The sequence below is a fragment of the Marinilabilia salmonicolor genome (assembly GCF_003003035.1).
GTDB lineage: Bacteria > Bacteroidota > Bacteroidia > Bacteroidales > Marinilabiliaceae > Marinilabilia > Marinilabilia salmonicolor_A.
In genome coordinates this window covers 1-20,128 of sequence record NZ_PVTS01000017.1, presented here as the reverse complement: position 1 = coordinate 20,128, position 20,128 = coordinate 1, and the positions used below count along the sequence as shown (strand labels likewise).

Annotated in this window: 12 protein-coding genes; 3 read left to right on the top strand and 9 right to left on the bottom strand. The window is 43.1% G+C overall.

Annotated elements, in window-relative coordinates:
- Nucleotides 1–929: 929 nt before the first annotated feature.
- From BY457_RS15110 to BY457_RS15075, 6 genes are all read right to left on the bottom strand, one after another.
- Complete coding sequence (locus BY457_RS15110) at nucleotides 930–5,972, bottom strand: Ig-like domain-containing protein (protein WP_106154168.1); 5,043 nt, start codon at nucleotides 5,970–5,972, stop codon at nucleotides 930–932.
- Nucleotides 5,973–6,813: 841 nt separating this feature from the next.
- Nucleotides 6,814–7,110 (bottom strand): type II toxin-antitoxin system RelE/ParE family toxin, encoded by a 297-nt coding sequence (locus BY457_RS15105; RefSeq protein ID WP_106154167.1) that lies wholly within the window; start codon nucleotides 7,108–7,110, stop codon nucleotides 6,814–6,816.
- Nucleotides 7,101–7,343 (bottom strand): hypothetical protein, encoded by a 243-nt coding sequence (locus BY457_RS15100; protein WP_106154166.1) that lies wholly within the window; start codon nucleotides 7,341–7,343, stop codon nucleotides 7,101–7,103. Before BY457_RS15100 ends, BY457_RS15105 begins: the two co-directional genes overlap by 10 nt.
- Before the next feature lie 765 nt (nucleotides 7,344–8,108).
- Complete coding sequence (gene cysC, locus BY457_RS15090; RefSeq protein ID WP_106154164.1) at nucleotides 8,109–8,726, bottom strand: adenylyl-sulfate kinase; 618 nt, start codon at nucleotides 8,724–8,726, stop codon at nucleotides 8,109–8,111.
- 463 nt (nucleotides 8,727–9,189) lie between these two features.
- The gene (gene cysQ / locus BY457_RS15085; RefSeq protein WP_106154163.1) at nucleotides 9,190–9,981 is read right to left on the bottom strand and encodes a 3'(2'),5'-bisphosphate nucleotidase CysQ; all 792 of its coding nucleotides are present in this window, start codon (nucleotides 9,979–9,981) and stop codon (nucleotides 9,190–9,192) included.
- Nucleotides 9,982–10,805: 824 nt separating this feature from the next.
- Nucleotides 10,806–12,023: an ATP-binding protein gene (locus BY457_RS15075; RefSeq protein ID WP_106154161.1), complete on the bottom strand. Its 1,218-nt coding sequence runs from the start codon at nucleotides 12,021–12,023 to the stop codon at nucleotides 10,806–10,808.
- Nucleotides 12,024–12,821: 798 nt separating this feature from the next.
- On the opposite strand from BY457_RS15075, the gene BY457_RS15070 reads away from it, so the two are divergent.
- Entirely contained in the window at nucleotides 12,822–13,958 is a 1,137-nt protein-coding gene (locus BY457_RS15070) for a glycosyltransferase family 4 protein (RefSeq protein WP_106154160.1), read from the top strand.
- Between the two features lie 251 nt (nucleotides 13,959–14,209).
- Here BY457_RS15070 and BY457_RS15065 read toward each other — a convergent pair whose 3' ends face one another.
- Nucleotides 14,210–14,989 carry a DUF3800 domain-containing protein gene (locus BY457_RS15065; protein WP_219885172.1) on the bottom strand — a complete coding sequence of 260 codons (780 nt, stop codon included), beginning with the start codon at nucleotides 14,987–14,989 and terminating at the stop codon, nucleotides 14,210–14,212.
- A gap of 319 nt (nucleotides 14,990–15,308) precedes the next feature.
- Between BY457_RS15065 and asnB the strand changes: the two genes are divergently transcribed.
- Together asnB and BY457_RS15055 are read left to right on the top strand one after the other, a co-directional pair.
- Nucleotides 15,309–17,171: an asparagine synthase (glutamine-hydrolyzing) gene (gene asnB / locus BY457_RS15060; protein WP_106154158.1), complete on the top strand. Its 1,863-nt coding sequence runs from the start codon at nucleotides 15,309–15,311 to the stop codon at nucleotides 17,169–17,171.
- 122 nt (nucleotides 17,172–17,293) lie between these two features.
- A complete protein-coding gene (locus BY457_RS15055; protein WP_106154157.1) occupies nucleotides 17,294–17,653 on the top strand; it encodes a four helix bundle protein in 360 nt (119 codons plus the stop codon).
- Between the two features lie 397 nt (nucleotides 17,654–18,050).
- Here BY457_RS15055 and BY457_RS15050 read toward each other — a convergent pair whose 3' ends face one another.
- Nucleotides 18,051–19,094 carry a glycosyltransferase family 4 protein gene (locus BY457_RS15050; RefSeq protein WP_106154156.1) on the bottom strand — a complete coding sequence of 348 codons (1,044 nt, stop codon included), beginning with the start codon at nucleotides 19,092–19,094 and terminating at the stop codon, nucleotides 18,051–18,053.
- Between the two features lie 282 nt (nucleotides 19,095–19,376).
- Nucleotides 19,377–19,967, bottom strand: coding sequence for a helix-turn-helix domain-containing protein (locus tag BY457_RS15045; RefSeq protein ID WP_146130995.1), 591 nt, complete (start codon nucleotides 19,965–19,967; stop codon nucleotides 19,377–19,379).
- Nucleotides 19,968–20,128: the final 161 nt, after the last annotated feature.

Sequence of the window (20,128 nt, the reverse complement as noted above, 5' to 3'; positions counted from 1 at the left end):
CTTCGGTTTGTAATGTACATTACTGTAATGGCTGTTACAGTAATTCAAAGGTATGTTTTTTGAAGGAAACATGCAATAGTTGCGGGGTTTTTTGAATAATCATCGGAAGTTGCGGGGAATGTGATGTGTTGGTTTTGTAGGGCATTTTAAATCATGGTGATATCCTGATATAAGGGGTAGGTAGCTTAGCTCCAAGCGAGGCAGCAGTATAGATGGGCTAATATTTGTTAATGTTGGCCCCTTTCAGGGACCATTTTCTTCTTGTGTCTTTTCCCCGGACTGCATCCGGGTTATTTATGTATGCCTCTTTCAGGGACGAAATTGAAAACATCTCAAGATTCTTTTAAGCCTGGCGGGCTTTGGATAGATTTTTCGTTGGGAGGTGAAAACGAAAAAACACCCGTCCGAAACGGGGGAGGTGATTAGTATGTCTGTTCTGCGATTTTTCTGCATTCTTTGTTTCAACTTTTTATTGTGAGGTACTCCTTTTTGTTTTATTCTATGATCCTTGCTCCTGGCTACGCATTACTGGCTAACTACGGAGCTTCAGCGTGGTAGATGAACGCCATTCCGCAATGACCTTATTTCCCAATCTATATGTTAAATCGGATATTGTTTTAATCCTGCTTTTCATCGTGGATCAGCCCCGGGGGGTGACAGATTTGTTTTTTGACGGGGGTTAACCACAGAGAGCACCGAGCCCCACAGGGGTTGCTTCGCAACACGGTTAATATACAGCACTATACGGAGTACGTCACATCTCGTCCTGGTTTATCAGGACGAGTAGCATAGAGTTAATTAAAAACAGAAAAAATTACCGAAAGCGCAGTCCTGATATCAGCTTCATCAAAGCTTATAAATAGTAAAGGTTAAGAAAATCTTCTTTTCAAAAGAATTCCTTAACCTTAGTCTTATTCTCAACCTCCACCTCAGTTTTCTACCGCCACTTTATGCTGTTCCTTCCCATCATCAGACAGAATGGTGACTACATAAATACCTGTATTGGGGGTATCGATGTAATGAGTGGAACCCGCATTCAGGTTGCCTGTTTCCAGGGTGTGTCCGCTCAGATCATTGAGATGATATCGGAGGTTTTGAATGTCGGGGGTTTCCACTACGATTTGTGACTGATGCGTGTAAACGATACAATTGTCGGTTTGTTTTTTCTCCGGAGTTTGTATGGCTGTGGCTACTGACTTTCTGACTATTTTCAGGGTGAATCGTGATGTGTTGGTCCCTGAGGTGTTCACATCGAAAGCGTAGGAGGAGTTTTCACTCAGTGCCCGGTCTTTATTTTCCACATGATCGGTCAGGATTAACTGGTCGAGGTCTTGAATGGACTGTTCGGACACTTCGATTTGGAAACTCCCTGTTTCTTTTGCATAAAATCCTAGCGGAATGGACTTTTCTTTCCAGTCGCTATCCGGAATGGCGTTGATTGCAATGTTGGCACCATCAACCGGGACAAATAATTCGATGGTAGCTGAGGCTCTGGATAAGTATTTTTCCGAATCCAGATGATCCAGGCCATCACTGGCATCGGGGTGCAACACAATGGCTGTTTCATCCCTGACTTCGCCGTTGCTTCCTGCAAGTTTTAGTGAAGCAGGTGAAAAACCGGCAGATTTGAGATAGGAGTTCTCGTTGTTTTGCACATCAGCCACTTCAAAGGTGATGGACGACTCCAGATGACGCATTTCAGCAGGGACTTTAACGAAGAACGCATGATTGGACGGAATGACCGAAGAGGTCAGATTGACTCCCGTTTCCAGTTCCTGGTTATATACGCCGTAAAGGTTCTGAATATTGTCCCAAAGCCAGAAGCCGTCAGCCACATTTGTTTTTGTAATGTTGGCCCAGTCTAAAGAGGCGGGATATGGATTACCAACAAGGTTCCACCCTTTGCCTGCAGAGGACCATTGTACAGGAATATTTACATCGGCCAGGTTGATGTTACCGGAGAAGATGATTTTTCCCACTTCACTTCTCGTAAGGTATCCATGACCGGGTTGAAGCGTTTCTGTCTCTCCCAGTTCTAAAAAGCTTCCGTCACCATTGCTCCATTCAAAGAGTTTATTGGTAACCCCCATATCAGCCTTTGTTGCTCCATTGGTAGGGGATGATACATTATAGTTTCTATTATTGGCCGAAATGGCTTGTTCAATTTTTACACTGTCAGGTGTCACTGTGAGACTGCCTCCGGCATAAATATAGGAGGCGTTAACCTGATCGGAGGATTGCAGTCTGAATTCGCCATTCACCGAAAGAATGCCTGATGAGTGAGTGATAAATGCCCCCGGTTCAATGTTCAGGTTGTAGATGGTAAGGTCACCTGAAATTTCCGGATAGGATGTTACTGTATTCGGAATGTAAACACTGCCATCGGTGTAGCCTCCCTGAGGCTGACCTTCCCAGTTATCCGGGTCTGTCCAAACAGTGGCATCTGTTCCTGCTCCGGTCCAGGTGTAAAGCTGGTCGGTGGTAAAGGTGGTAACTGTAGAAACTGTCTGTCCGTTACCAATCTGGTCATATACCTGATTGACGGTAATGGTGTACCCGGTTCGTCCTTGTAAATCAGCGGAAGGAGTAACCGTTATTTCTTTCCCTGATGTATCGATGCTGACCGAATGGGTAACAGATGTACCTCCATCAGTAAAGGTTAAACCAATCAGCCCTGTCAGGTTAGTATTATCATATTCTGTCCCTGTGTTGTCAAAAATTTTCTCATCGAACCTGATTTTGATTTTTCCATCTTGTGGGAAATAATCTGTTCCATCGGCCGGAAAAACGGACGTGACGGGTGCCACCTTGTCGATCAGCAGGGTGTTTCGTTTGGAATAGAGGTCTTTGGTGGTGTGTTTGGCCACCAGGTGCATGTAGTAATAAGAGCCTGAGGGTAATTTTGTTTCCGAGATGTCAATTCCGGTATGTGTAAAAATGGTATTGGCTGTTAGTGGGCCATCCCCGGCTACCACAGCATCAACTGTTTCTGATAACTTGCCGGCAACGATTTGTTCCACTGTGGGCGCTGCCTCACTTTCAGAAATCACAAAATAGTAACGTGAATCGATATTGGTCTGCAGATCCAGGTTGATGTTGTCGGTAGTGATGGAACTGAATACGGGATATCCGGTAATCCATGACGGCGGTTCCGGAAGGGTGGTAAATACCCACTCGGTGTTGTCAGTGATGCCATCAAAAGCAAAACCTGTATCGGCCGATTTTACAAAACCTGCATCCATGGTAACATACAGAGTTTCTTCGTGGGGCATATTCAAATTGTAGAAAGTCAAAGTATTGGCATTGATGGTAAGTTTGTTTTCTGATGCAGCGCTAACAATTACGGCATCACCACCTCCGTTTTGATAATGAAGAACCATATTTCCTGTACCTCTGGCAATGGGTTGGTCAAAAGTTAATACCAGCTGTGCATCTACCGGTATGTCGAGGCTGTTGTTGGCAGGATCATAGGTGGATATGGCCGGCCCTGCAGGTGAGGTAAAAGTCCAGGTGGTGGTTTCCTGAATTCCGGGAAAAGCCACACCGCTGGCTGTTGACCTTACGAAGCCGGCATCCATGAGGATGTAAAAGCTTTCGGATGGAGGGAATTCCAGGTGAGAGATGGTAAGCACATCGTCTGTGATGCTGATGTTTTCAGTATCTTCAAAAGTGATGGTTTGAAATGTTGCGTCGGCACCATATTTAATGCGTATTGCACCTGAGGATCCCAATTCAATGTTTTCAGAAAAGGTAATGGTCAGGTTGCCGGTGGCTGATGTTAGTTCACTGTCGCTGACGGGGTCAAAAGAGGTGGCTGTGGGGGGAGCTGCTGTGGTAAAGCGCCATTGGTTGTTGTCCGCTATTCCACCAAAAGCCACATCAGTACCTTCGGATACAATTACTCCGGGATCGATTTTTACAAAGTAGGTTGTCTCTGAAATCAGTAAGTCATGGTTTATGCTCAACGTGTTGTTAGAGAAAACCAGATCGGGATCATCGAAGGAGAAAGCCTTAAAAGCAACTCCGTTTGGGCTGCCATCGTCTCTGCGGATGTTTAGATAACCTGTGTTTCCGCGCTTAATGTTCTCGGAGAATGTGAGCGTTAATGGTTGGTTTACCGGAGCCGAAGTCTCCCCGTTTAATGGGTCATAACTTGATATGGTTGGTGCTCCGGCAGTGGTGAAACTCCAGCTTTGGTCACTGATGCCTTCCCAGGGAGTCCCGGTGGCATCAGATACCACCATGCTGTTTTCTATTTGAATGTGGTAGGTGGTTTCAGGCGATAGAATTGAGTGACTGATGGTCAGAATATCATTGACAAAAGTGAGTTGCTCACTGTCAAAAGCGATGGTCTCCACTACTGTTTCGTTACTTTCACGAATGGTAAGAGATCCTGATGTTCCCCGGACAATATTTTCGTTGAAATCGATGCTGAAAGGGGCTGTAACAGATACTCCGGTTGCAGCAGCTGCAGGTGTGAAAATCTCCGCAACGGGCCCCCCGGTGGTGGTAAAGGTCCAGTCTGTTGTGCCTGAGATTGCATCTGCTTCCATGGCAGTATTGGTCGATTTTGCCAGTCCTTTGTCCGTAAGAATGTAGTAAGAGGTATTACCGGACAGAGGAGAATGCGTTACGGTCAAAGTATTATCTGTGATGGAGAAGTTAGCACTGTTATCAGTGGTATTGATGGTCTCTATCAATTGGTCGGTTGAATCGTAGATGTACAGGTTTTTGTTATCCCCTGCGGTGATATTTTCGTTATACGTGAGTGTCAAAGACTGATTTCCCGGAACATCTGTAATGCCGTTGGGGGCAACTTCCTGCAGAACCGGAGCAGCGACAGTCATGAAATCCCATTCCTGGTTGAGTCCGTCAACCCTGGTGGAGGCGATATCGTTGTCGTCTGCAGTAACGAGACCTTCGTCCACTACCACATAAATGGATGAATATGCCGGAAAAAGATTGTGATCGATGGTTAGCGTGTAGGTATTGAAATCGTACGTAAAAAATGCAGGGTTATCTGTTGTGTTGAGGGTCTGAAAATGCTGTTGACCATCAGAATAGATGGTCACATTTTTATCGGAAGCCAAAGTAACAGGCTTATCATACCTGAGAGTCAATGGCTCATCGGCATGGACGATTGCTTCGGGAGTACTGGCAGGGCCAAATTCGGCGACCCCAGGTGCTGTGGCGGTGGTAAAAGCCCACGAAGAAGTTCCGTCTATGGCAGCAGAACTTACTCCTGATGCATTTGAAACAACAAGCCCTTCTTCTGCGTCAATGTACAATCCCTGGTCTCCGTTAAAGGCATTGTGGTTAATTTCCACGGTTTTGTTATCGGTGGTGTTGACAGATATTAATCCGGCATCGTTGGTGGTATTGATGGTCTGAAAATCAGTGCCGTCTGACTTTTTTATGGTGAGGTTTTTATTAGCCCCTAAGGTTATTTCCTCATTGAAAGTAACAGACAATTGCTGAAGTCCTGTGACGCCTGTGGCATTGTGGGCGGGCGAAACCGTTGAAACTGCCGGGCGGGATACGGTGGTGAAACGCCAGTTGTTGGATTCGCTGTTGTCAATTCCGGAAAAAGGGGTGGCATCTGATGCGTTTACTATGGCACCAGCTTGGATTTTTATATAGTAATTGGATTCAGGGTCAAAAATGGCAGATGGAGTTATGGTTAGGGTTTTTGAGGAAATGTTTAACCCTGGTTGCGCTTGACCTTGAGAAATTTGGTATGTGGCCAGCGCAAAAATTCCTCCTTCCTTAAAAATTTCAACTTTGTAGTATTCTGAATCTGCAGTATATGCAATATTAACATCAAACGTCAACTCCAGCACCACATCCAGTGGCACACCCGGTGCATCTAGGTCTGGGGAGTAAGTACTTATCACAGGCTCTTGTGCCTGCGCATGAAAAGAATTGGCAACAAATACCAATAAACCGATGAGTAAAGGGTAAAACTTCTTCATATTGTACTGCTTTGTGGAACAACCCGGTTGGGAGCCGATGGTTGTTGCCCGGTTACCTGGGTGTTATTCTGTGACGAAACAAATAAAAACTTTGACGAATGTACGAAAAATATTGATAAAAGGTTACGGGAGGCCCCCTAAATCCCCCTAGGGGGGACTTCAGATACCATGGGGTCAGGAAAATCCGCAGATGGCGCAGATGGGCGCAGATGAGAAACGGGCATGGAGCCAAGAGCACAGAGCATGGAGGTTGGGCAAATGTAAGAGGATTTTGAAATATAAGCTGTTAGCTCATAGCTCGTAGCTCTTAGGACAAACAAACAGCGGGTTGCCATGAAATTAGCACCTTGCTTTTAGAATGGATCAGCCCCGGCGGGGCTACAGTATGGTAGAAATGGGTATTACAATGTGGAAAAGCCCCGGCAGGGGTGACACTTTTTAAATTATCAATTAGAAGGTGTTTTTATTTACACTCTCTTAACCTCAACCTTAATATCAGTCTCAATTTTTTTCGATGTGACCCTTTTTTAATGACTAATTAACCGGAGCCTGAAGGGCTCCCATATTTATAGAAGTTTGGTAACCAGAGAAACCGACGCTGAAGGTGTCGTATGTTTATTCATGAATGAGAATCTATTTGTTTGTGTTGGCCCCTTTCAGGGACCTTCTGTGATGGGTGCTTTTACCCCGGACTGTATCCGGGGTTACTCAAATTTGCCCCTTTCAGGGACCGGGGTGACACCCGGCTAAAAAAGGGATATTGGATTTAAATGTTTCCTCGTCGGGAGACTAGGGGTGGTGAACCTCTTATGCGGAGCCGAGGGGAAGGGGATGAACTCTTTCAAAATTTTTTTCTTGTTTGACTCTGACGATTGTCAAATAAATCAAGTATAATTATTGTATTGTTTTTGAGACGATAAAATATATTAATTTGTTTGGACACTGAAAATCCTCTGATGCCTCTTTCTTCGTTTTCGATGGATCCAATTTCAGGATAGAATAATAACAAGTCTAAAAAATCATACACTTTTTGAACGAAGGTTTTGGTTGTATGGATGCCCCATTCAGTGGAAAGATAGTCGATTATTTTATCAAATTTCTGATCAGCTCTTTTTGACCATTTAATTTCTAAAGCCATTTTTTATGCTTTTCTTTCATAGCATCGTAACCAAGTAAATTTTCCGGATTATCGCTTTCAGTGAATGCTTTCAATAATGCTTCCTTTTGATCCGGATTTAAACTGGCCCATAAGTGGCCGGTTTTAGCATTGGTTTTGGCTTTGATTATATGATAAAAGTTTGCTAACATTTGCTCATTGTCAATGCTGTCAATGAGATGATGAAAGTTGTTTTTTAATTCAATAGTGTTCATTTCTTTTTCCTTTGTTTATTCAAAAATACGAAAACGGAATGATTTTGACAACTGAGGGGGTGATGTTAGCTGTTAGCTCATCGCTGTTAGCTCATCGCTCATAGGGGTTGATTTGAAAATTCGTTTAATCACCTGGGTGATTAATAGGAGTCTGTCCAAAGAAAGACCGGAGCCTGCAGGGCTCGCATATTTATAGAAGCCTTGATAATAGAAAAACCGACGCTGAAGGTGTCGTATGTTAATGGATGAGAATTTGTTTATTTTTGTTTTACTCTTGTTGGCCCCTTTCAGGGACCTTATGATTTGGGTTCCTAAACCCCGGACTGCATCCGGGGTTACTCAAATTGGCCCCTTTCAGGGGCAGGGGGACATCTTGATAAAATGGATTTCATTGTTTTCTCGTGGGAAAACGAGGGGAAGGGTTGGTATGTAGGTTTTTATAGTGAGCCTAGCCCCCGGGTTTAGCCGGGGGATTATTGATGTACAATACATGGAGAATGAGCCGGCTTCAGCCTGCTTTTCAAAAAATATTCAAGGTGTTGGCAGATGTTCAGAAGCCGGCTTGAAGCCGGCTGGGATGGAATGTTCGGGATATAAGGTAACACCTGCCTGAAGACAGGTGCTAATCTCATGGATTCCATTGTGAAGTGGTGTTTTTGCAATTCAATGGCAGAAGTGTTACAGGGTTTGCAGATGGACACTACAGACTACTGACTATACTCTAACAGATTCTACGCAGGCTCAGAATGACAGATGCTCTCAGTCTCAACCTCTCGTTTCTTCTGCCTTTAATTTAACTAACGGCAAAATTTTTTCAAACAGCTGCTCTACTGATTCTTCTGCCGGTTGTTTGGAGGTATCGATCCGGGAAAACGGATCTTCCGGGACTTCGAAGGGGGAGGAGATACCCGTGAAATTGGGAATCTTTCCGTTTCTGGCTTTGGCATAGAGGCCTTTTACGTCTCGTTCCTCGCAAATATCCAGCGGGGTGCTGACATGGATTTCGATGAAATCCTCTTCGCCGATGATGCTGCGTGCCATATCTCTGATGTCGTTGGTGGGACTGATGAAAGCGCACAGGGTGATGACACCGCTGTTGAGGTACAGCTTGCAGACTTCAGCTATTCGCCGGATATTCTCTTTGCGGTCGGCTTCGGTAAAGGAGAGATTGTTGTTGATGCCCGAACGGATATTGTCACTATCCAAAACCTGACAGAAGTATCCGCTGGCAAAAAGTGTCTTTTCCAGTCCGCTGGAAAGGGTGGTCTTTCCCGAGCCTGACAAGCCGGTGAACCATATGACTTTGGATAGCTGATTGAGAAATTCTTCTTTCTTGCTGCGGTCGTAGATTTTGTCGAAGGTGGTGTGGATGTTGGTGGTCATTGGTTTTAGTGCTTAGTTGTTTTAAATTTTACAAAGATTATTCGCAGGCTCAGAATGACATCTTGCTAAATGTCATTTTGAGGAGGAACGACGAAGAATCTGTTGCTGTCGCCGGAGATTCTTCGCAAGCTACCAATGACAGATTTTTGTAAAAACCAAAAAAAATCAGCAAGTTGATAGTTGGTCCCCTCTGGGGACGAGCCACATCTGTCATTTTCGCATTATGGGCCAAAATTTTTTTTGGGTAGGCACTCAGAATGACATTTATTCTCAGCTGCCCTTACAGGGCGTCAAAAACCATCCGGTTTTTATTCCCGGGACGTTGCCCCGGGCTAAATTCAGTTGGGCTTTCAGCCCGTTTTATGACTTTTAATGGTTTTACCTCTCTACCCTTCGTGTTTTCTTTTTTTTTATGTGAAACAGACCAAATTTTCTTATATGCCTAATATGGTCCAATCCCTCCTCATTTCACCACAAAAAACGGATTGAGCAGGTTCTCCTTGTTGTAAACCAGTTCTTCATCTGCATCCACCTGCATCACTTTTTTCCCGGCAGCTTTCACTACCGCATGTCCGGCACCGGTATCCCATTCCATGGTGGGACCAAAGCGGGGATAAATATCGGCTTCGCCCAGGGCTACCAGGCATAGTTTAAGAGAACTACCTATGCTGACTGTTTTTACTGGGCGATCGGATGATTGTTCCATTTGAGCAATGTGATTTTTTGTTTCTTCATTGAGGTGCGATTTGCTGGCTACTACATTCAATGTTGTCCGCTCCTGAGTAACGGGGAGCTTTTCAGTCCGGGAAAGAATAGAGTCAGGTGTCTCTGCCGGGGAGATGTGTTGTGCCCGAAAAGCACCATCTTCCAGATTACCAAAATAGATTTGCTGCAATACGGGTGCGTAAACCACTCCGAGAACCGGGGTTCCGTTCTCAATCAGAGCAACGTTAACGGTAAATTCTCCGTTGCGTTTGATGAACTCTTTGGTGCCGTCGAGCGGATCCACCAGCCAGAAGCGGGACCATCCTTTTCGTTCATCATAAGGGATTTTGGCCCCTTCTTCACTGAGAATAGGAATACCGGTCTTCTCCAGATGACTTTTAATGATATTATGGGCCCGCACATCGGCAATGGTCAGTGGGGAATTGTCCTCTTTGGTTTGCACCTGGAAATCGTGGTTGTCATACACGTCCATAATTTCGGCAGCACCTGCCAGGGCGGCTTCTATAGCGGTTTTTGTGAGTTGTTGCATCGCATTTGTTGGTTTTAAATGCGAAGATAGGAAATTTTAGAAAAATGGTATGGCCCCTTAAATCCCCTCAAGGGTGACTTTAAAGTATCATGAGGCAGGTGAGTAAGAAGATTGGGTTGGGAATTTTAACCACAGAGTACATAAAGAATCACGGAGTTTGCTGCGCAACTTTTCAGTATCCGCAGATGTCGCAGATGGACGCAGATGAGAAACGGGCATGGAGCACAGTGGGTGGAGCACAGAGCGTGGATCAAAGCGCATGAGGCTTATGGAAAGTTGAATTTGGATATTAGCGGGTGTTTTTCAATCTATAGGGGGAGGTAAATACCTCGACCGTTTTGAACACCTGGGATTTGCAATCCTTTTTTGCTGTTCAATTCATAGGTGGAGACAATTGTTTTTTGAATCCTGTTTTTTTTAATGGACCAGCCCCGGCGGGGCGACAGTTTTTTAATTATCAATTACCAATTATCAATGATCAATTAGAAGGTGTTTTTATTTACACTCTCTTGACCTCAACCTTAATCTCTGCCTCAATTTTTTTCGATGTGACCCTTTTTAAATGATTAATAAACCTGAGCCTGAAGGGCTCGCATGTTTATAGAAGTTTGGCCACCAGAGAAAACGACGCTGAAGGTGTCGTATGTTTGGGATGAGAATTTGTCTATTCTTGTTGGCCCCCATTCGGGGACCTGATTCCAATCGTTCAGCCTTACCCCGGACTGCATCCGGGGTTACTCAAATTTGCCCCTTTCAGGGACTGGGAAACTTCTTGATACAATAGAAAAAGGTTTAATTGTTTTTTAATCTCCAATTCTTTGGCACTATTCAAACAAGGTTCTTTTTAAAAATTCTCTTAAATGCAGATGCTTGACCCCCTCGTATTGTCCTATTTGAACCGGGTCAAGTGATATTACATATTTGGGGTAATTATCCTTTATTTGCAATAAATTTCCAAATTCTCTGTTTCTGGTTTTTTCATCAATGATGAGGTAAGCAACCTGAATATAAAGGGTTTCATTATTTCTTCGGGCAATAAAATCTATCTCAAGGTTTTTCAATACCCCGACACTAACTGTATATCCATTATTTTTCAGATGCGAGAAAACTACATTTTCAAGTATATCGGGTGCTGAATAGTTGTTTAGTCCCAGGAGTGCATTTCTCATTCCCCAATCTTCAAAATAATATTTATGATTTATTTCAAAGATCTTTTTCGATTGGACATCTTCTCTGCTTATTTTGTAAAGCATAAATGCATTGGTCAGATAATGCAAATAATTGAGAATTACCCTGGGTGAAATATCAACCCGTTGAGATTTCAGGTAATCACTTATTTTTTTTGAGGTTATTAAATTTCCGGTATTGGCAGCTGTATATAAAATGAGCTGATGAAAAAAATCTGTATTCCTGATATTGTATCTGCTGATGATATCCTTATACAATACCGTTGATACAATATTGTTTAAATATTCAAAAATCACCAAATCATTTTTAATCAGGTTTTTTAAGTAAGGCAATCCTCCCCATTTTAAATAATTATATAGGCTTTCGTCATTGTCTGCAAGCTGGTGGAATTCAAGAAATTCGGTGTATGATAAGTTGTTTACTTTTATTTTCATGTATCTGCCGCTCAGGGAGGTCGCCAGTTCTCCCGAAAGCATTTGGGCATTGCTTCCGGTAATGTAAATATCGACAGTATTTTTATTGTGAAAATGCCTGATGGATCTTTGGAAGTCTTCTATCTCCTGTATTTCATCTATAAATAGAAAGTTCTTTTTGTTCGAATCTATTTTATTTTCAACATAGGTGTTGAGCTCATGATAATTGGTAATCCTGTCAAAATCGTACTGTTCTTTGTCAATGTATATGATATTGGCATCTTCATATTGATTTGTAATTTTTCTGATGGTGGACTTTAGAATATATGACTTACCAACTCTTCGCTGGCCAACAAAGATTTTTATCAGATTCTGATTGATGTACGGGGTGATCTTTTCAAGATAAAGATCCCGGTCTATTATTTCTATTTCTTGTTGCATAGGTAAAATGTTTACGCAAATATAGGGAAGTTTTACTTATAGATAAAAGTCTTTGTTCTTTTTGTTTTGCTATGTATTCCCCGTCCGGACGGATTTGCAATCCGACCGTTTTGAACACCTGGGATTTGCAAGCCTTTTTTGCTATTCAATTCATAGGTGTAGGTAATTGTTGTTTGAATCCTGCTTTTATGATGGCCCAGCCCCGGCAGGGCGACAGTAACAATGGGTATTACAATATTTAGAAAAGCCCCGGCAGGGGTGACACATTTTTAATTATCAATTATCAATGATCAATTAGAAGGTGTTTTTATTTACACTCTCTTGACCTCAACCTTAATCTCAGCCTCAATTTTTTCCGATGTGACCCATTTTTGATGATCCATTAACCGGAGCCTGAAGGGCTCGCATGTTTATAGAAGATGTGATAATAAAGAAACCGACGCTGAAGGTGTCGTATGTTTGCGGATGAGGATTTGTTTGTTTCTGTTGGCCCCTTTCAGGGAGCTTGTGTGGTGGGTTGCTTTACCCCGGACTGCATCCGGGGTTACTCAAATTTGCCCCTTTCAGGGACGAGCCAATTCTGTCATTTACACATTATTCCCCAAACTTTTTTTGGGTAGGCACTCAGAATGACAAGTCACGCTCTTAGCCTTGACTCTTTTTTCTTCTGCCTTCTCTCTTCTGCCTTTTTACAGAGAGATTAAACAGAGCATCACGGAGTGGTTGAATTATTAGTTTTGCTCCCACTACTGGCTACTGCCTACAAACTATTCACTAATTTCTTACCTTTGCTCTGCTATGAGTAAGGAAAAGAAAAGGATACTGATTTTTATCGATTGGTTCTTGCCGGGTTACAAGGCCGGAGGCCCCGTGCGTTCCATGGCTAATATGATGGAACAGCTCAGTGAGGAGTATCGCTTTTTAGTGGTGACCCGGAATACGGATTACATGGAGACAAAACCCTATGAACTACCGGCAGACAGTTGGGGGGAGGGGCCTTTTGATTCTGAAGTATATTACTTTTCGAAAGAGGGACTTTCTTTCAAAAATATGAAGCGGCTGATTGCAGAGACCAATTTCGATGTGGCTTATGTGAATGGTATCTATTCCTGGTGGTTTTCTATTCTTCCGTTGTTTTTTCTTAAGCGACACAAAGTAATTGTGGGGGTGAGAGGTATGCTGGCCCGCAGCGCTATCAATGTGAAAAGCACCAAAAAGAGGGTTTTTCTTAAAATGGCTAAGGTATTGGGTTTGTACAAAAGCGTGGTTTTTCATGCTACCAACGAGCAGGAAAAGAAGGATACACGAGCTGTCTTTGGGGATGTGTCTGTAGCTGTGGCTCCTAATCTGCCCCGCAAGGTATTACCGGAACCAAAGGAGATAAGCAAGGAGAAAGGAATATTGCGCCTGGTATCCATGGCACGCATTGCTCCGGAAAAGAATACTTTGTTTGCGCTGGAGGCATTAAAGAAATATACCGGAGGCGGTGAGATTGTGTTTGACCTTTACGGACAGATTTACAATGAAACTTACTGGCGCGATTGCAAAATGGTTATTGATGCCCTTCCGGCCAATATTCATGTTGAATACCGTGGTTTGGTGGAGAGCGATAAGGTTGCTGAGGTCATTGGAGATTATCATTTGTTGTTTCTTCCCTCGAGAGGTGAGAACTTTGGGCATGTGATCCTGGAAAGTTTTACGGCCGGCAGACCTGTGCTGATTAGTGATCAAACACCATGGAGGGAATTGGAGAAAGAAAATTGTGGCTACGATCTTCCCTTGGAAGAATCGTTATTTGCAGATAAAATTGGGAAGATGGTAGAACTGGACGAGGATAAATGGCGGAAGATGTGTGATGCTGCCGGGAAAAAGGCGGAAATGTTTTGTAGTGATGGAGGGAATTTGGAGTCGTATGTTAGGTTGTTGGGGGAGTAGAAAAATAAGCGAGTAGAATTGTCATTCTGAGCTTGCGAAGAATCTGTAACTTGATGAAGAAACATTAAATTGAACAAACCCCGGAATGAATTCAGGGGGAACAAGATTTGTCGTTCCTACGGAACTGTGAGGGAATAGAATTGTCAATGGCAGCTTGCAAAGAGTCTCCATCCAGAAAAGATGCCAGTGGGCTTGCAGGGAGTTTGAAGAGCTTAATGAGATGCTTGCCTAAGGAAAAGTGGAATTTGGTATCATAAGGATTCAAAAAGTCCATGAATAACACCACCTTCGGAATCAATCCTATTGGAAATAATGTCAAAGTATTGATCATCATTTTTTTCATATTTTCGAAAAATGGAATAAGCCACCAAGTCTGCAAGTTGAATTAGTCTTGATGCTTTTGAATCGAGGAAAAGAGGAACTTCAGCAAGGTTTCTTACAACTCCCCACGTGTGCCCAATAGTTCTGAAATCGGTTGCTAGATTTTGAATGGTTTTTTCATAAGTGGATTTGTCGAAAATAATAATGCCTCGTTGTGTGTCTCCATTTTTATGCAAGCGCATTAAATAATGATCAAATCTACTGCACAGTTGTTCAAATGCAAATTGAACCGGATTATTGGGAGATACCGCCTCTTTTCTGATAATACAGGCAAATAATTTATTTGATATATGAGATTCGTTGAAGGCGGATAAAGCTTCTTTGATTGCTTCACTTCTTTGTTTTAAAGGGAACCTACGCCAGAAGTTGCGACCTGCCAGCATAGCATTTCCATGAAGTTCCAGTGAGTTTGGATCACCGGGGTTAAATCGTTCTGCAATGGTGTCAAGTCTGGAGGAAAGCCAGTAACTTTGTCTTTCAAACATGCTAACACCTGCTAATACAAAATGTTTTTGGTTGGGGTCAGCGGTTGTTCCGGATTCATCACAATATAATAAATGCATGGGGTGAGGGTTATAAATAAAAAAGCAGTTAAGGAGCAACCATGTGCTCACGGTCCAATAGGTCAGACCTCTTAACTGTAAATACAAAGATAAGGGGTTGATTTTGAAAGTGCAAATTTATTTATCTTTCTATTTCGAGCATTGACAGATGTGTATAGAGCATCAATATGTCTTTGGAGAATCTTTTTTATCTTAGCCGTTGGAATAGTTACTAGGTGAGTCGAAAAATTAGCGAAAAGAATTGTCATTCTGAGCTTGCGAAGAATCTGTAACAAGATGAAGGAACATGAAATTGAACAAACCCCGGAATGAATTCCGGGTGAACAAGATTTGTCGTTCCTACGGAACTTTATCTAGATTTGGAGCTCACTAATTCATCAGCTCATCAGTTCAATACTATAACAATATGTGTGGAATAAACGGAATAGTTTCAAAAACAATAAAGGATAAAGAATCCGGGATAAAAGCCATGAACAGACGGCTGTCGCACCGGGGGCCTGATGATGAGGGTGTCTGGCAGGATGATGAGGTTGCTTTGGGACATCGGCGTTTATCCATTATTGACCTGTCGGATGCCGGGCATCAGCCCATGGAGTCGGCATGTGGCAGGTATGTGATGGTTTTTAACGGGGAGGTATATAATTTCCGGGAGTTAAGAAGTCGGTTTGATTATCCATATCAATCGCATACCGATAGTGAGGTGGTTTTGGCTGCCTGGAGCAAAATGGGGCGGAAATGTGTGGAGTTGTTCAACGGAATGTTTGCCATTGCCGTATGGGATAAGAAGGAGCAGACGCTTTCGTTGGTGCGTGACCGGATGGGAATTAAACCGGTTTACTGGAGCCATAACGAAAGAGGTTTCTGCTTTTCGTCAGAGGTACGGGCTCTGTTGGCCTCGGGGCTGGTTTCCAAAAAGCTGAAACGTGATTCGGTGGTGGATTTCCTGCGGTATCAGACGGTGCAGACTCCCGATACCATTCTGGATGAAGTGAAAATGCTAAATCCCGGCACTGTATTATGCTACCATTTACGGGATAATCAAATTACGGAAGACACTTATTGGAATCCGTTTGAAAAGGCTCAAAAGAAAAGTTCAGACAGTTACGAGGAGGTAAAAAAACAGGTTCGCCGGTTATTTATGGAATCGGTGGAGCGGCGCCTGGTGGCCGATGTGCCTTTCGGCGCGTTTCTTTCAGGGGGAATTGATTCCAGTGCAGTAGTGGGAGCCATGACGAAGGTGTCCAATAACAGGATTGATACCTTTAATATCACCTTTTGGGAGGATGAGTTTTCTGAAGCACCTTATGCAAGATATATTGCAAAGATGCATAACACCAACCATCATGAGATTCATTTGAAGCCGGACGATTTTCTGCATTTCCTTCCCGATGCCCTGTCAGCAATGGATCATCCCAGTGGTGACGGCCCCAATACATGGGTGGTGTCAAAGATGACGAAGGAAGCGGGTATCACCATGGCGTTGTCGGGACTTGGAGGAGACGAGGTATTTGGAGGATATGCCATCTTTAACCGTATGATGGCACTGGAGAAAAAGAAATGGTTGTGGAAATTACCTTATTCATTGCGAAGACTGGCAGCACAGAGTTTTGCAGCCCTCAAACCGGGGATTGCTTCCCTGAAAGTGAAGCAGCTGCTTGAAATGAATAATTACAGCTTTGAAGAGGCTTTTGCCACATCGCGGCAAGCCCTGATGGATCCCCAGTTAATGGGAATGCTGAACCTTGAAAAACTGCCATTGCACAATCCTGTGGAGTGGCTGAAGCAACAGAATATGAGTGTGGAGGCCGATAATGTGTTATCAAGGGTTTCAGTGGCCGAGATGACTACCTATATGCAGAATGTGCTGCTTCGTGACAGCGACCAGATGAGTATGGCTCACGCCTTGGAAGTGAGAGTCCCTTTTCTGGATCATGAACTGGCGGAATATGTATTATCGCTGCCGGATGAAATAAAACGACCCGTTTCTCCTAAAAAATTGCTGGTAGATAGTATGCCTGACCTGCTGCCCGATTACATCGTCAACCGTCCTAAAATGGGGTTTGTCTTTCCGTGGCGCGACTGGCTGAAAGGGGAGATGCACAGCTATGCAGATGACCGCATCTGCTCCCTTGCGCAACGTGAACTGTTTAATGAAAAGGGTGTGCTGGATATTTGGAGCCGGTTCCTGAAGGGAGATGCGTCTGTGACGTTTTCGAGGGTGTGGCCGTTGGTGGTGTTGGAGGAGTGGATTAGGGGGTTAGGCGAGTAGGCGAGTAGGGGATTAGGGGATTAGGCGAGTAGGCGAGTAGGCGAGTAGGCGAGTAGAGAGTAGGCAAGTTGATTAGGATTTTAGAATATTTTCAATACGTGCATAAATTTAACTTTTAACCCATGGAGAATTTTAGTTTTAAGAAATTATTGGTTTGGCAAAAAGGGATGACATTTGCTGAAAGGTGTCTTGATATTACTGAGTCCATTAAAGGACATTACCGACTTATGGAACAACTGGAAGCTGCGGCTGCATCTGTGCCGCAAAATATCTCTGAAGGTGAAGGACGTTTTAGTATTAAGGATAATATTAACTATTTGTATTTCTCCAGGGGCTCATTGTATGAATCAATTACCTTGCTGAATCTGTTGTTTTATAAGAAGCTTATTTCAAAGGATAAACTTGAAGAACTGGAAGGACTTGCCTTGGAAATAACAAAGATGATATCTGCTCTAATCACTCAAAAGCGAAAAAAACTGTAGAGAGGTTATAGGCTAGTAGGCTAGTAGGGGATTAGGCAAGTAGAAAATTAGGCAAGTAGGCAAGTAGTCAAGGCTAGCAGGGGATTAGGATAGTAGTAAATTAGGCAAGTAGAAATGGACTAAATCTCTATCGTCCTACTGGCCTACTAGCCTAACTCCTACTAGCATATATTTTCCTTGCTCCGTTATTATCTTGTTGCTGTGACAGTGATACCTGTATAGCAGAAACACTAGTATCGTTTTTTCCTTAGTTCAATAAACTAAAATAAATAAGGTAATCTTAGTTTATTTTACAGAGATTTTCCTCATTCAAGTTCATTGAATGAGGAATCTTCTCGTATCTCTATTGCCCTAATCTCCTATACCCCTAATCTCTACTCGCCTAATCTCTACTCGCCTAATCCCCTACTCGCCTAATTACTTTGCCCGCCCACATTTCCGGATCATAACTAATCCCCAGTTGGTGACTGTGACCAGCCATAGCTCTCAGCTCTTTATCACTGAGACTCATAATTTGCCTCAAAGCATTTTTCAGGCTTTCTTTGTCTTCATTTTCAAATAGAAAACCATTTTTGCCTTCTTCCAGAAAGCGGGTGGCCCCACCAATGGCGGTGGAACAAATCATCGGGAAACCGGCTGCTGCCATTTCATGAACCACCACTCCCCAGGGCTCGAAGCGGCTGGGAAGGACAAATACTCCGGTTTCTTTAAGGGTTTGTTTCAGTTCATTGGGTTGCAGAAAGCCGAGATGTTTGATTTTGGGATGCTGCGGTCGCTGTTCAAAAAGCTCCCCTGTTCCGGCACACCAAAGCTCCCACTCGTTGGGTGATTCTGCCTGCAGTTCCATAAAGGCAGGGAAGAGGAGGTCTAAACCTTTTTGTCGCACATACCGGCCCACATAAACCAGCTTGCGTGGATAGGAGGTTGCCTCTGTTCTGTCGGTTGCTGATGAGGAGAATAGTTTTACATCAGCACTATAGAAACCCTCATGTATATGCTGTTTTTTGAATCCAAGTTTTCGTGCATATTTCTTTTGAGGAGCTCCCGGTACCCAGGCATGAGAATAAGCGGGGTGCAATAGCCATGGCGCAGCCAGTCGCATTAGCTGCTGCCTTAAAGTGCCGTGCCATTGGTTGTCCATGCTCATCACAGTGGGGATGCGTCCCTTGAAATAACGGCAAACCGAGAGATATCCTTTGTCCACCCATCCGCTGGAAATAATCACATCGGGCTGAATGCTTTTGGCAAGTTCTACCAATTCCTCCTTATTGTAATGATTCCGCTCATAAACAGTAGCCCCCTCCGGAAAATCAAACTGAAACGGTGCTTCTTTATTTACCGGCCAGCGCACGATGTGCACTGAATGGCCATTTTTCGTCAATTCTTTTACGCCTGCAAGGAAGTAGGAGGCGAGTTCGGTATACAAAAAGAGGATGTTCATGATATTAGTGAATAGAATTTAGGGGATTAGGGGATTAGGGGATTAGGCTAGTAGGCTAGTAGGCTAGTAGGCTAGTAGGCTAGTAGAGTTTAGGGGTTTAGATCATTAGGTTAATAGGTCAATAGGCTAGTAGAGTTTAGGGGTTTAGATCATTAGGTTAATAGGCAGTAGAGGTGTCAAATTGTAGCTTGAGAAGAATCTTTAGTTATTCCAAGAAGTACGGGGAATGAACTCCTGATTACAAATAAGGGAATAAGTGTTCAGATAAATGAATTAAGGATATTAAGTGGTTTCAAGATTCAAGTCCTGCTTCCTGAGCTTGACCCCGCTGGCAGATAGTTTTTCCAAAATGCTTTTTATATGTATTGCCCGTTCTTGCGGTATAAATGGTGGAAATAAATCTTCCAAATTTATTTTAAGTAAACGGTGTATAACAATGATGTCGTCTTTTGAAAAGGGTCTTAAACCATTAATTAGCTCTGACATATAACCTTTCTGATGACCAAGGATTCTGGCCAGGTCATTTTGATTGAGATTATAGGTTTTTAATTTTTTCCTGATTAACTCCTTCCTTTTTTGAAGAAACTCATTTTCGTTCCTTACAAAAGCTTCAGCAAAATCACTTTCTTTTATTTGTTCGTCACTTATTTGATCTTCATCACTCCAGTGCTCTTGTTCGTATTTCTTTATTAATTTTTTCAGATGGTCTCGTACTTCACTCAGGGAGGCATCTTCTTTGGATTGTTTTCTTGTTTTAAGATACAAAGATGATGCTCTTTCAAATTCCAACTCACCCGAAAGAGACTGGATTTTCAAGATGTTATTTATGGCTAATTTGTCCATTATTAAATCAATTGTTGTTTTCTTAACCATTTCTCAATGGTTTGTTTGTTGTTTTTGAAGGTGGTTTCATATTCATCATGAGAACCTGTCCAAATATGGATAATCCGGAGCAAGCTGACCCCCTAAAACCGGAGAGATTTCACCTTAAATTACGATGAAAGACAACTGCCATTCCGGCGGATGTTGACCCC

Coding starts and splice junctions, on each gene's coding strand:
- BY457_RS15110 (WP_106154168.1), bottom strand. CDS start 5,972: ATGAAGAAGTTTTACCCTTTACTCATCGGTTTATTGGTATTTGTTGCC.
- BY457_RS15105 (WP_106154167.1), bottom strand. CDS start 7,110: ATGGCTTTAGAAATTAAATGGTCAAAAAGAGCTGATCAGAAATTTGAT.
- BY457_RS15100 (WP_106154166.1), bottom strand. CDS start 7,343: ATGAACACTATTGAATTAAAAAACAACTTTCATCATCTCATTGACAGC.
- cysC (WP_106154164.1), bottom strand. CDS start 8,726: ATGACCACCAACATCCACACCACCTTCGACAAAATCTACGACCGCAGC.
- cysQ (WP_106154163.1), bottom strand. CDS start 9,981: ATGCAACAACTCACAAAAACCGCTATAGAAGCCGCCCTGGCAGGTGCT.
- BY457_RS15075 (WP_106154161.1), bottom strand. CDS start 12,023: ATGCAACAAGAAATAGAAATAATAGACCGGGATCTTTATCTTGAAAAG.
- BY457_RS15070 (WP_106154160.1), top strand. CDS start 12,822: ATGAGTAAGGAAAAGAAAAGGATACTGATTTTTATCGATTGGTTCTTG.
- asnB (WP_106154158.1), top strand. CDS start 15,309: ATGTGTGGAATAAACGGAATAGTTTCAAAAACAATAAAGGATAAAGAA.
- BY457_RS15055 (WP_106154157.1), top strand. CDS start 17,294: ATGGAGAATTTTAGTTTTAAGAAATTATTGGTTTGGCAAAAAGGGATG.
- BY457_RS15050 (WP_106154156.1), bottom strand. CDS start 19,094: ATGAACATCCTCTTTTTGTATACCGAACTCGCCTCCTACTTCCTTGCA.
- BY457_RS15045 (WP_146130995.1), bottom strand. CDS start 19,967: ATGGTTAAGAAAACAACAATTGATTTAATAATGGACAAATTAGCCATA.